The 13,598-nt window shown below is 40.4% G+C and carries 11 protein-coding genes; 2 read left to right on the top strand and 9 right to left on the bottom strand.

Going from position 1 to position 13,598, the window contains the following annotated elements; all coding sequences use genetic code 11:
• Positions 1–146 precede the first annotated feature (146 nt).
• The 9 genes from JQC92_RS18150 to JQC92_RS18110 all read right to left on the bottom strand — a co-directional run bounded on the left by JQC92_RS18150 (position 147) and on the right by JQC92_RS18110 (position 10,606).
• A complete protein-coding gene (locus JQC92_RS18150) occupies positions 147–986 on the bottom strand; it encodes a DUF547 domain-containing protein (protein ID WP_205000962.1) in 840 nt (279 codons plus the stop codon).
• Positions 983–1,720: a glycosyltransferase family 2 protein gene (locus JQC92_RS18145; protein WP_205000961.1), complete on the bottom strand. Its 738-nt coding sequence runs from the start codon at positions 1,718–1,720 to the stop codon at positions 983–985. Before JQC92_RS18145 ends, JQC92_RS18150 begins: the two co-directional genes overlap by 4 nt.
• On the bottom strand, positions 1,713–4,067 hold the full coding sequence (locus tag JQC92_RS18140; RefSeq protein ID WP_239480628.1) for an NAD(P)-binding domain-containing protein: 2,355 nt from the start codon (positions 4,065–4,067) through the stop codon (positions 1,713–1,715). The genes JQC92_RS18145 and JQC92_RS18140 overlap by 8 nt, the downstream gene beginning before the upstream one ends.
• On the bottom strand, positions 4,064–5,497 hold the full coding sequence (locus tag JQC92_RS18135; RefSeq protein ID WP_205000960.1) for an MptA/MptB family glycosyltransferase: 1,434 nt from the start codon (positions 5,495–5,497) through the stop codon (positions 4,064–4,066). Before JQC92_RS18135 ends, JQC92_RS18140 begins: the two co-directional genes overlap by 4 nt.
• A 12-nt stretch (positions 5,498–5,509) precedes the next feature.
• Positions 5,510–7,000 carry a glycosyltransferase gene (locus tag JQC92_RS18130; protein ID WP_205000959.1) on the bottom strand — a complete coding sequence of 497 codons (1,491 nt, stop codon included), beginning with the start codon at positions 6,998–7,000 and terminating at the stop codon, positions 5,510–5,512.
• A gap of 96 nt (positions 7,001–7,096) precedes the next feature.
• Positions 7,097–7,933: a hypothetical protein gene (locus tag JQC92_RS18125; protein WP_205000958.1), complete on the bottom strand. Its 837-nt coding sequence runs from the start codon at positions 7,931–7,933 to the stop codon at positions 7,097–7,099.
• A gap of 170 nt (positions 7,934–8,103) precedes the next feature.
• On the bottom strand, positions 8,104–8,553 hold the full coding sequence (locus JQC92_RS18120) for a hypothetical protein (RefSeq protein WP_205000957.1): 450 nt from the start codon (positions 8,551–8,553) through the stop codon (positions 8,104–8,106).
• 64 nt (positions 8,554–8,617) lie between these two features.
• Positions 8,618–10,354 (bottom strand): sodium:solute symporter family protein, encoded by a 1,737-nt coding sequence (locus JQC92_RS18115; RefSeq protein ID WP_205000956.1) that lies wholly within the window; start codon positions 10,352–10,354, stop codon positions 8,618–8,620.
• Positions 10,355–10,606 carry a DUF4212 domain-containing protein gene (locus JQC92_RS18110; protein WP_129944903.1) on the bottom strand — a complete coding sequence of 84 codons (252 nt, stop codon included), beginning with the start codon at positions 10,604–10,606 and terminating at the stop codon, positions 10,355–10,357. It lies immediately after the preceding gene.
• A gap of 285 nt (positions 10,607–10,891) precedes the next feature.
• Here JQC92_RS18110 and JQC92_RS18105 point away from each other — a divergent pair, with 285 nt between their 5' ends.
• On the top strand, positions 10,892–12,745 hold the full coding sequence (locus JQC92_RS18105; protein ID WP_205000955.1) for a putative nucleotidyltransferase substrate binding domain-containing protein: 1,854 nt from the start codon (positions 10,892–10,894) through the stop codon (positions 12,743–12,745).
• A gap of 26 nt (positions 12,746–12,771) precedes the next feature.
• On the top strand, positions 12,772–13,461 hold the full coding sequence (locus tag JQC92_RS18100; protein WP_205000954.1) for an exonuclease domain-containing protein: 690 nt from the start codon (positions 12,772–12,774) through the stop codon (positions 13,459–13,461).
• The last annotated feature ends 137 nt before the right edge of the window (positions 13,462–13,598 follow it).

Raw genomic sequence — 13,598 nt, 5'->3', positions numbered from 1 at the left:
GTTTGATTTTTAATTCATAAATATCGGGGACAACAGCTTGCCTTCTAAGAGGGCAAGCACCAGCCCCCTTACAGGGGGCGAAAGGCAAAGCCACCTTCTAAGAAGGTGGATTCTTTAACTTTTTATGATTGTTTTAAATGACCTGCTTAAGTTGCATTTAATTTCCAATCATAGTCAAAAATGATATCTGAATTTTTATCCAATGCGATAGCTTTTAACTTTGATTTTAAAGTGGGCTCTGCAAATGTTTGAATGTGCAACATAAGCTCTGCTTGCTCATCTCCGAAGTCTTGAGAGAACCAACTGTATATACTTGAGAGTTTCAGTTGATTATTTTTAATATCGACGGCTTTAGATTGATTAATAAAGCGAATTGCCGCTTTATTAAGCTGGGAATCAAGGTTTTTACTGCTGAATACTTTATTCGGCAGATCTGGGCAGCCGACACTGGCACAATTAATCACATAATGAATACGTGGCTCTTGCCAAATTGGCCTTAAGATTTTGTGCTCAATTTGATTCAAGGTAATGGGCTGACCTGCGATGGTGAGTAAATCCATATTCCAAGGCCCAGTAATGCCGTCACCAATATCTTTTATTGAAGTGACAGGGTAATGATCGAGCACGACATCAATAGTTAATGCATTATAGAGGTTCACCCAAAAGCTCAGTTGCTCGTTTTTATTCAATATTCGTGGATCAATAGATTCAAGTTGTTGCAGGTAACTTTTGAGGGCTTTCTTATCTGCTTGAGTGACTTGAGCGTAATTAAACGCACGAACACCTTTGGCTTTTATCTCAACTAAATACCCGTCAAGAATTTTTTGCCAAAGCGTATGGTCAATTTCTTGATCATTGTTTTCATCGCTGATTTGCCAATAACTTAATGCATTTGGCGTGATTGCCGAGTAAAGGGAGTAGCCTTTAATCAGCAATGCTGAAAAGACTACTCCAATAACAACAAGTAATAATTTAAATTTGCTCATATTCGACTGGACATTCGTTTTAGTTGGCCTTGAGTTAAATACAGTTTTCCAATCATGGACAAAATACCAATGCCTGCTTTTACTGAGCCTTTTAATGTACCGCTGATTTTGGATTCGCCAATTCGAACTTTCGAGTCAACCGAATATTCACTGACTTGCATACCGTGAATAATGGCTTTGACTTGCATTTCTACTGTCCAGCCAAAGGTTTTATCTTGCATATCGATAAGCTTGAGCGACGAATGACGCATGGCTCGAAACGGGCCTAAGTCAGTGATTTTTTGTCCCCAAAAAAGTGTGATCAAATGGCTGGATAACCAATTGCCAAACATTTGAGTTTGGGTGAGGGCACCTTTTTCAATGTTTCCCATTGTGCGAGAACCAATGGCTAAGTCGTCACCTTTTATAATGCCTTCAAGCATTGGGATGGCTTGCTCAGCAAAACAAGAGTCGTCACCATCAACAAACAAAACAATGTCACATTCTGGTAGGTTATCAATGGCAGTTAGACACGCAATGCCATACCCTGGTGTATTTTGGCGAACGGTGATGGCGCCAGCGGCCTTTGCCGCTGAGCTGGTGTTATCGGCTGAACCATTATCACAAACTACGATATCGTCGATGATTTTTTGATTATCAAACTGTAATGTACTCAACGCTGAAACAACCACACCAATAGCGTTTTCTTCATTTAACGCAGGGATCACTACAGCAACTTTATGTCCTTTATACATTGCGAACCTCAATGACTCCATGAGCCTTAGCTTTTTCTACCATTTGTACTGGGCTCGCCGCTAATGAGTCGACTTTAATCACTTTTGATGTTGCACGATTGATTTCAGCAAAAGACAGTGTGCCAGTCGGGCAAGTGCTTACACACGCAGAGCAACGAACACACTGTGGATCAGTCATTGGCTTGCCTTTGCTGGCAAACGCCATAACATCGATACCTTGATGACAAATGCTGGTACATTGATTACAGCTAATACACTTCGATTTTTCACTGACAATGGCGAACTTACTGAATCGGCTATAAATGTTCATTAAGGCTGCGAGTGGACAAGCAAAGCGGCACCACGTTCTACCTGAGTACTTGAAGTAAAGGCCGAAACCTAAAACACCCGCAAACAGAATGTCGACAATCCACTTATAACTGAAGCCGTTGACCAGCTGATAATCTTTATTTTCACCCTTGAAGAACAAATTAAACATTTCGTTCATCCAAGATTCTGGGTAAACCCATCCCAGTACACGAATAACTAATAATACGATTGCAACCAGTAAGATGAACTGACCAAGCATATTAAGCTTATTCCATTTGGCACCGTGTGGCATTTTGTGACGTTGAGTGTCGCCCATGGTTTCAGCCATTGCACCACAAGAACAAATCCAGCTGCAATATGCGCCTTTACCCCATTTGTAAACGATTAATGGAATAATCACTAACGTCTGAATGGCAGCAATGATTAACCAAGCAACTTGTGGTGTATCGGTGAATACGGTGTAGACACCTAAAGGCCATGCGAAGATAAAGCTGTATGCATGCCAAAATGCACGAGGGTGTCCCCAATCTGGCCAGTTGTGGGCTGCAAGATCTTGGGCTGAGATGTAACTTGGGAATAGGGTGTCTGCGAATGCCTTACCCGTTCCAGCATCAAAGACTCCGTTGTAACCTAAATACGGCAAGATGATTTCAGGCAGCAAAAACAGTGGCAATAACTGGATGACAAATAAAACGATGGTTTGTCTGGTGACATATGGCGTTTTACGTCTTTGGATCCGCTGCCAACCAAATACGGCAATTAAAATCGTATAAAGTAAAGTGTAATAAAAAGAGCGGCTCTTCAAAGATACGGCAATGGTACCAATTAACGTACTTCGATCACTGACTTGCGCTTGCCACCATTCACCCCAACCTGCAATGAGTGTTGGCATTTGGTCTGGATAAGAGAAAGTGCCCCAAAATGAATTGAAGAAGCCGTAACCTTTCCAATCATAGAGTGCCACCATTGCACCTAAGAATAAAATAAATGCAATCCAACCTTGCCATGTGCTTTCACCTTGGATCTTGATTTTTGAACGACGGAAAAAGTCTAATGGTGCTTCACGACCTGTTGCCAGCAATACATTGTCGTTCTCGAACGTATCTGATTCACCATGCTGGTTTTTAAGTGTGATGTTGTTTTCAGTGATTTCACTTAAATTGGTGCAGAGTTTTAATTCAACTTTTTTATCATCAACTAACTGATTGAGCTGGTCGACGTTTTCTGTTTTAGCGCGTGAAAACTCTGCTTTACGATAGGATAGCGTCACATCTGCATTTTCGTTTGCTGTTGCAATTGCTGCTTCAAGTGCGCTGTCACCACCTCCAACAATCAGCAGTTTTTTATGGCTGTAAACCGCAGGGTCAATTAATCGGTTACTGACCTTAGCTAATGACTCGCCTTTAACATCAAGTTTGCGATAACCACCAGAGCGGCCGATGGCAAGAATCACTCGATGTGCTTTTAGTTTGTCGCCATTTTCTAAAATTACATCAATGTGTTGTGCATTTTTTTCAATGTGACTGACTTTAGCGATGTCAGCGGAAACGTCATGCTCAACCAGTTGTGCTTTTAATTCTGAAAGCAGATTTTCTTTATGAGTGATTTCATCTGAAAACTGTAAATCACCTTGTGGCGTTAAGTCCGTTGGATAGGTATAAATCGGCTTATTTTTAGGGAAGTTTTCAATTGTGGAAAGCGGTTGATTTCCCTCAATTAAAGTGAAATTAAGCTTATGCTTTTTTGCTTCAATTGCTGCGGAATAACCACTTACACCACCACCGACAATAATGACATCAGCGATATCATTAGTCTGATTTCTTTGTGAAAAGCCAGAGTCAGAAATAATATTCTGTATCGCTTTTGCACCAGTGTCGGCAGAGAATTTTAACAGCGGTACACCCGTTAAATCACCTACAACGTAAACCCCTTTAATATTGGTGGTTCCGTTATGTTCGACTACGGGCAACTTTTCAACTTCACCGTCTGGCCAGCGGCCGTGCAGCCAATGAGTATAATTTTTGATTGTTGTTATCATAATGGGTCACACACTTTTTTATTGTCAGCGTTAAATAGACCCAATAATTCAACTTTATTTGTATATAGCCAATGGGTTAATTTGATTGTTGTTATTAGATAAAGAACGCCTATAAAAATTACAGGCCATTGTGCTGGCATCCATTGCTGGCAACATAAAAAATCACTGATGACTTCATAGGTCAGTGGCATCAGTAATGTCCATGTGATGAGGTAAATATTGGGCCTCAATGCTAATAAAGGTATTAATGGCATTAAATACCAAGGGAAAAGCACAGGACTTAACATTAAAGGGATAGCGAGGGCTAATTGCAGGCAGATTGCCAAATCGCAATTCTGAACTTTTGATCTTGCAGATGAGAAACTTACAAGACCAATCAGTAAACACACCACAACAGCAATGTTGAGCAGTGCTATTAGTAGTTGATAGCCAGAGAGAAAACTGTCTAAAGCATTAAACAAGGGGGACGCAAAACGCCATTTCTCAAAAAAGACACTGATACTACCGATTGGATGGTAGCTCAACAAAACAGCCAAGACATAAATGCCCAATGCTGTGGTAACTGTACTCGCAACAAGTATTACACTGGTTTTAATTGCTTTTTTGCCAAATAACCAAAATAGAAAAGGAAGTAACAACATCATGGGTAATATCTTTAATGACATACCAATGCCCACGATGAAACCACAAGCTGCAAAACGTTGTTGTAACCATAAATAAATTGCAATGGTTACGGTAAGGGTTGAAAGGGCGTCGAGGTGTAGCCCTACACCTGTTTCTAAAATCAATAATGGTGATAAGGCCACAAGCGAAAGATGCTTAAGTTTATCAATGTGCTGTAAAACTCTGAATGAAAAATACAGTGTAAGTAGCCCACTCAGCAGCAATATTGCACTCCACGCCAACTGTGCATGTTCAACACCAGCTGAAGATGCCAACGCAAAGAGACTTAAGGCAACGGGTGGATATAAGGTCACGTATTTGGCGTGCTCTTGTGGCGGCTGCCATTGTGCACGAAGCTCTATAAGCTCTGGCGCATCATGGCTTACTCGATAAGGGTCTATGCCTTCATAAGCGATACGCCCATCAAATAAATAACGGTCAACATCATTCGAGGTGTAGGGCGTAACACCAAGTAAAGCAACACGTGCAATAACAGCTGCCAGCAAAATGAGTTTGTAATCTTTCAATTTCAACGATGAAGGTGAGGTTGCCCAAGCCAGCAGCATAAATACTGCCATCAAACTAAATTGCAAAATGATGAAAATACCCATCTCACCTAAGTATGGAGACGTTGACGAATCCTTAATTTCAGATAACCAATGGCTACTGAAACTGGCCAGAACCACACCTATTAGACTCAAAAAGTGCAGCCATTTTTTAGTGGTTGGTGATATATCATTTGCAAAGTAGTTTGTGAGTGTGTTCATTGTTGTTACCAACTACTTAGATAATTGAAAGTGGCTATAAAAGCTATGTAATGCGGAGAGTACAAAGCCTATTGCAAGCAATAACAAGAACGGCAACATGAACCAATGTCCTTGAGCCATGGCCCACAAGAATACAATGGAATAAACTGCTGCGATCGCAACTTCAAAAAATGCACCTCTTGGTGGAATCGCACGATACTGTTTTTTCTCAGGTTTAGTTTGTACTGCTGATTGCGTAAGTTTGTTTTCTAACTCTCCGGTTTTTGGCGTGCGCACAAATTCGCTTCGTTTACCTAGTAGACCTTCAATCCCCGCTTTTGAGTTATTTATCGCCAGCTGAACACCCAAAATCATTAAACTTGGTAACTTTACGAAGGCACGACTTTTAGAGCGATTGAGAACGACTTGCCCAAAATAGAGATAAGCTAAGTGACCACCAGACGACATGGCAAGTAATGGGATATCCAACCACCATACGTTTACGAAATCGTATTGATCACGCAAATATAAACTCGGCACTAAGAAAATGAGGGTATCAACGAGCATCACGAAGTAAGCGAGGTTATTACCGAGGTGGAACGTAGACTCGACTTTCTTTTTAAAAGGAATGTTTGATTTCCAAACCGTTGGTAACATTTTCATCATTACTTCAACGCCGCCCTTAGCCCAGCGGAACTGCTGACTCTTAAAGGCGTTCATGTCTGCTGGTAATTCACCTGGGCAGGTAACGTTGTTGAGGTAAAGCATTTTCCAACCTGCAAGTTGAGCTCGGTAACTCAAATCTAAATCTTCGGTTAGCGTATCAGCGCTCCAATGACCTGCATCAATTATCGCTTCGGTACGCCAAATGCCGGCGGTACCATTAAAGTTAAATAACTTGTTACTTGCACAGCGCACATGTTGTTCTAATCCAAAGTGAGCATCAAGCATGATGGCTTGAACTTTCGTTAGCAGACTGCTTTTTCTATTCAAATGCTCCCAACGGAATTGCACCATGGCAATATCTTGTTGGGAAAAATGATGAATCGTTTTGAGTAAGGTATCGTTATGCGGTATGAAGTCGGCATCGAAAATGGCGATAAATTCACCCGTGGCGGTTTCCATCGCATCTTTTAAAGCACCCGCTTTAAAGCCATGACGATGAACACGCTGAACGTGTTGAATGTTGATCCCTTGTTGTTGTTGATGATAAGAGACTCTTTCAGCGATTAAATCACTGGTTTCGTCCGTTGAATCATCAACAATTTGAATTTGTAATTTGTCTTGTGGGTATTCAAGTTGCACAATCGAATCAACAATCCGTTTAGCAACTAAACGCTCATTATAAAGTGGTATTTGTACCGTTACTTGAGGTAACTCAGCAAACTTTTTTGGTTCGACAGGTTTGTAATTACGGTATTTATACCAGCGAATAACCATCGACAAGCGATGAAGGCCAAAGAGACATAAGATGCCCAATAAAACAAAATGACTGGCGATAAAAAACCAACTAATTGAAGACATTGTTGAACAACCTTTTGTGAAACTTTAAATCAGAAACGTCTAATTTTTTAAGGAATGCAGAGTAATAAATACTCCGCATTTTTTGAAATACGATTGTTAGAAAACTTTTGTTAAACCAAGCTCTATACGATCGCCTTCTAGTACGTTCTCACCATATATTTCACGGGTATAAGTCACTTCTAAACCGTAACCTTTCAATGCCTTGTTATCGAAGTTCCAACCTGTGGTTAGCTCAAGTTTGCCTACATCGAACTCAAGTGGATTAGATAGGTTGCCGTTCAACGTGTTAGGTGCATCAGAATTCTCTGCACTCAAAATTCCGTCTAGCTTGGTACGGAAGTACAAGTTTTTAGTGATATTAAAGCCGTACTCGATGAGGTAGCGATATTCGTCAGATGGCGAGTCAGCTCTTAAGCGGTAACCCGCCTCAGCACCAAAATAGCCATATTTACCTAGCCCCTTGCCAATAAGTACTCTGACTTCATAATCAACTTGGTGGTTGCCTAAGCCATCTTCTGCTTTGTAAAAAAGAGGGGCTTTAACCAAAAAAGATGTTGATAAAACGAATGGTTCTGCTTGCCATTGGTACTTCAGGCCTAACTCAGTATCACCGAAGCCTGTAGCACTGCTTTCACCTAAAACACTGTCTAACTGGTCATATGATTGATAAATTTGTGAACCATAAAGAGAAAAGCTATTGCCTAAACCGTACTCTCCGTAGAAAGAAACGCTGTCGCTTTCGAAGTTCTGGAAACTAGGATTGTTTCCTCTATAGCTATCCGCTTCATAGGTCGCATAGCCGAGTTTTGCATAACCAGAGCCTTTTTCACCAACCCACGCACCAGCAGATGCGTTAGTTGCTGCAAGCATAAAAGGAGCAGAGATTAACAGCGCTTTAAGAGATGTGTTTTTTAACTTGAGGTTGTTGATCATAACGTTCACTCTTTGATTAATTATCATTGTTAGCTTTTTGTTAAGACCAAACTGGGTAATGATATATTTCAAAAAAAATGAAGAGTTGTGCAGTTAAAATGGCAATATGAAGAAGAAACAGATACTTATTGTGCTTGTTTTTTGCTCTAATAATTGATTTTCATATATTTCTAAATCGCATCGTTACGTCTAGCACTATAAAATTCACTAATATATTGACCACCTTTAATTTGAGCGATCAAACGGATTTTTTGTTTCGCATTTTCTGTAGATAAGTTCTTTCTTAGAGGTGTATCTATTCCCCAGTAGTAAGCTGACTTTTCCATCGCAAGCGGATACATGGTAGCTTGCTCATGTCGATCGACAAGAAATAAGGTTGCTTTGTCGAGAGGGAAGGTTGAGTTGATAAAAGTGGTACCTTCTTCATCGTAAACGTTAACTTTAAATTCACCAGAAACTAAAACACAATGTTTAGCAAGCACATCACACTGATTCTCAGGGTTGAGTGTAAACACACGTTTTTCCTTAGCCTGACTTTCTAGATATGAATCAGAAATAATATAGCCAGCTATGGTCAGAATGGGGGCCACGAATATCGCGAGTTTTGTATGCTTATTCATCTTATATCCTTATTATTTTTGATGAAGAAGGCTCTGATAAATCAAAGCCTTCTTAGACTAGATACTAGTGTGCGTGTGCAGCACCTGCACCTTTAGGTACTCGAAAATTTTCAACCATTTGCTGAATTTCTTTCGGCGCCTCCCCAGTAAACTTACATACAATAAAGGCTACTGCAAAGTTCACTAATGCACCTACTGCACCAAATGCGTTTGGTGAGATCCCGAAGAACCAATTTTCAGGTAAACCACCAAGGAATGAAGTGCCAGGAATGAACATAATGCCTTTATGCTGGAATACATATAGCATTGTGATACCAATACCTGAACACATACCCGCAACTGCTGCTTTACCACTCATCTTCTTAGAGAATATACCCATCATCAGTGCTGGGAAGATACTGGATGCTGCGAGTCCAAAGGCCAAGGCTACGGTTCCGGCGGCAAATCCGGGCGGATTGAGCCCGAGATAACCTGCGACTAGAATCGATAGCGTCATGGTTACCCGACCAGCAAGTAGTTCATTTTTCTCTGACATATTGGGGGTGAGCACACCTTTCATTAAGTCATGGGAAATCGAGGAGGATATGGCTAAGAGCAATCCCGCAGCGGTTGAGAGTGCGGCAGCTAGACCACCGGCTGCAACAAGGGCAATAACCCAGTTAGGAAGATTTGCGATCGCAGGATTAGCTAGAACCATGATGTCACGGTCAACTTTAACCATTTCATTGGTGTTCTTGTCTGCAACATATTGGATTTTGCCATCACCGTTTTTATCTTCGTACTTCAACAATCCAGTGTTTTCCCAATCCTTAAACCATTGTGGGCGTTGATCATACTGTAAGTTTTGACCTGCAGTTGGTTCAATCGTACTCATTAGGTTCAAACGTGCCATTGCGCCTACGGCAGGTGCAACAGTATAAAGCAGTGCAATAAACACAAGCGCATAGCCAGCTGATGAACGAGCCGCTTTTACTGAAGGGACCGTAAAGAAGCGCATAATAACGTGTGGTAAACCAGCAGTACCAATCATTAATGACATGGTGTAGGCAAACATATTTAAAGAGCCTCCCATGTTATCGGTTGTGTACTCTTTAAAACCTAAATCCGTGACCACTTGATCTAATTTATCGAGTAAGTAAACACCACTTCCGTCTGCTAAAGTACTGCCAAGACCTAGTTGCGGAATTGGGTTACCTGTGAGTTGTAGCGAGATGAAAATGGCAGGGATGGTATAAGCAAAGATTAACACGCAATACTGTGCAATCTGAGTGTAAGTAATGCCTTTCATGCCACCGAGTACGGCATACACCCATACTACTAACATGCCTATACCAAGCCCTAAATCGTAGTCCACTTCTAAGAAGCGAGAAAATGCCACGCCAACACCTTTCATCTGACCGATGATGTAAGTGAGCGAAGCAATAATTAAACATAAAACCGCTACGATACGTGCCGTTTTTGAGTAATAACGATCACTAATGAATTCAGGTACGGTAAATTTTCCGTGTTTACGCATATAGGGTGCAAGTAGCATTGCAAGCAGCACGTAACCACCGGTCCAACCCATTAAGAATACGGAACCGCCGTAACCTAAAAAGGCAATTAAACCTGCCATAGAGATAAATGATGCTGCACTCATCCAGTCGGCACCAATTGCCATTCCGTTTTGTAATGGACTAATGCCGCCGCCAGCGACATAAAAATCACTGGTCGTGCTTGCGCGTGCCCACCATGCAATTGCAAAATAAAGCCCGAATGAGCCAAAAACGGCAATGTAGGTATAAAGTTTTAATTCATCCATCTACTTTTCCTCTACCTTGTATTTTTTATCGAGCTTATTCATTTTTGAGGTATACCAAAAAATCAATGCGACGAAGACATAAATAGAACCTTGCTGAGCAAACCAGAAACCTAGCTTGTAACCGCCCATACGAATTTCATTTAATGGTTCAACTAACAAGATCCCAAATACAAATGAAACGACAAACCATATGGCAAGGCATATCAGGATAAGGCGTAAATTTTCAGTCCAATAACTGTTTTCGCTTTCCACAATACTCTCCTTTTTGTTTTATCAATTCTTTTTGGAGAGAGTTTGGCTGAGAGATTTTTCCTCTAAATTTTAAATATTGCCCGTACTTAATATTTAAAACTTAAAGATCTACACGCCTTAGTATTCCCTGCCCAATCGGAACTGCTGTTCTTTTTTCCAAACTGAAAGCTAACAAGGCAGCAAAAAGAAAAATATTCAACTTTAGTCTAAGGTCGTGTGTTTTTACTTGTACTTCATGGAGTTATTGATTAAAAATAAACCCACAAGGGATGCGAGGTTAAAGAAATGAGTACAGAGTTAACGGATATCAAAGATTTTTTAAAAGCCATTGTGCCATTTGAAGGTTTACCTGAAGAGATCATCACCTCGCTCGTTAAAAGTATTAGTATTTGTTATTTGCGTCACGATGAATGCTTGCCGCCAGAAGGGATTGATAGTCCGAGTCTGTATATTGTTCGCAAAGGTGCTTTAAATTCTTTTAAAACTGGACAAGGCCTTAAAGAATTGGTTGATAAACACGGTGAAGGCGATTGGTGTTCACTCTTTGCAGCAAACAGTGATAGTAGTTATGTGGTAACAGCTACCGAAGACAGTTTGATTTACGCCATAGATTTCACAAAACTCAAACAAGTAACTCAAAGTCATTCATATGTTTACGAATTTATTGCGAGTTCAGCGACTCAGCGTTTAACTCATAAGGCATCTCAACTTAATGAGAAGGCTATTGTGTCTTCATCGTTGATGAATACTGCCATCAGTGATTTCTATAGCAGTCCGGCACTAACCATTGATGAAAATGAAACAATTCAATCAGCAGCACAGAAGATGACAGCACAAAATTTTTCTTGTTTGCTGGTGGTAAATGACGACAAACTTGCTGGAATTGTCACAGATAAAGATTTTCGTCGTCGATGTGTTGCAGAAGGGCTACCACTGTCATCACCCGTTTCTGAAATTATGACAGAAGACGTGAAGATGATCGATGTAAATACCTATGCTTATGATGCGCTTATTAGAATGTCGACTGCCGGAGTGCATCATTTACCTGTGAGCCGAAATGGTGTGCTCGATGGTATGGTAACCATTACGGATTTGATGAAGCAGGAAGACTTAAATACCGTGAATATGTCTTCAATGATTCGTAAAGCACAAACGATTGACGAGCTGATAGAAATTTCAAAATTATTACCTAAATTGCAGGTCAGCATGGTCAAACTTGGGACTACTGCAGCGAATATTGGTAAGAGTATCAGTGCTATTACTAACTCATTTACTCATAGGCTCATTTTGATGGCTAAAGATGAGCTTGGTGCCGAGCCTGTACCATTTGCTTGGGTAAGTGCTGGCTCTCAAGCGCGGCAAGAGCAAACGGTTCATTCTGATCAAGATAATGGCATTATCATTGATGACTCAGTAAAACCTGAGCATGAAGTTTGGTTTCGTTCGCTTGCCAAATTTGTTTGTGATGGATTAAACCTATGTGGATATGTCTATTGCCCAGGTAACGTCATGGCGACAACAGACAAATGGCGACAAAAACAATCAGTATGGCATAGCTACTTTGACAACTGGATTGAACAACCTGAACCTCTAGCACTAATGCATAGCAGCATCTTCTTTGATCTTAAGACTGTTTACGGTCCGTCAGATTTGCTGGAACAGGTTCGAGAAACTCTACTTGTTAAAACGAAGACAAATACCCTATTTTTAGCACACCTTTCTGCCAATGCTATTAAACTCAAGCCGCCACTTGGTTTCTTTAGAAATTTTGTTTTAACCGCCAATGATAAACATAAGAATACTCTTGACTTGAAACACAATGGTATTGCACCAATTACTGATTTGGCTCGAATTTATGCTTTGTCTGAAGGGATAAAAGAAGTGAATACTTTAGAACGATTAAAGTTGGCAGCAGGCACACCATCATTAAGTAAGGATGCAGCCGTCAGTTTGATATCGGCTTTTGAGTTTTTAACTATGTTGAAAGTTGAACATCAGGCGCAGCAACTGATTGATGGTAATGATGCGGATAACTTTTTAGCCCCTAAATCGCTATCGAGCCTTGATAGAGAACATCTTAAAGACAGTTTTGCTGTAATTAAAGATATGCAAAATGTTAGGCAAACTACCTATGGGTAAGACCCATTTCATTGTCGGAGGTTACTATGCTTTTTGATAAGTGGTTTAGCCTAAATACTAAACGGGAAAAGTTATTAAAAAAAATGCCTCCTGAACCATTACGTTCGTTTTTAAATACGCCTTTTCCTGAACCCGAAGATGCTATAAATAAACTTGAACTACTAACCCTTGACTTTGAAACTACAGGTTTAAACCCTCTCAAAGATAAAATTCTATCAATAGGGTATTCAAGCGTAACTAAAGGTATTGTTTCATTAGCAAACAGTCGACATTACATCGTGAATACTCAAGTCGAACTTGAAAGGGACAACGTGCAAATTCACAGTATTATGGACTCAGAACAAGCCTCGGGCGATTCGTTAGAGTCTGTTGTTGAACAATTATTAAATGATCTTGCTGGCAAAGTGATGTTGGTGCATTTTGCAAACATAGAAGTCAATTTCTTAAAAGAAGCGTGTCTGCAGTTGTATGGCATGGCACCAGTTTTTCCAGTTGTTGATACGTTAATGATGGCTAAACGTCGGTTTGATTTAAGTGATACGGCCTATGATTCATCTCGATTGCGTTTAATTAATCTTAGAGAAGAATTCGAACTCCCTCCGCACCATGAACATAATGCATTAAACGATGCTGTAGCCACAGCAGAGTTATTTTTAGCCATGCTCAATAAAAATCATCAAGGATTAAAAACAACGCTGAAAGCCATTCAGCTGTAGCTTTCACTGTTTACTTAGTCGGTTCTGAAAAAATCCATTTCAAGAGTTAAAATGTACAGCATCTGATTTACGCAAAATTCAGAGCCGTACCCCAAAAGCAAGATTTCTTAGATTTTGCATCAATTTCACTACAAAAC

The sequence above is a fragment of the Parashewanella hymeniacidonis genome (assembly GCF_016900895.1).
Taxonomy (GTDB): Bacteria; Pseudomonadota; Gammaproteobacteria; order Enterobacterales; family Shewanellaceae; genus Parashewanella; species Parashewanella hymeniacidonis.
This window is presented reverse-complemented; position numbering and strand designations above follow the sequence as displayed.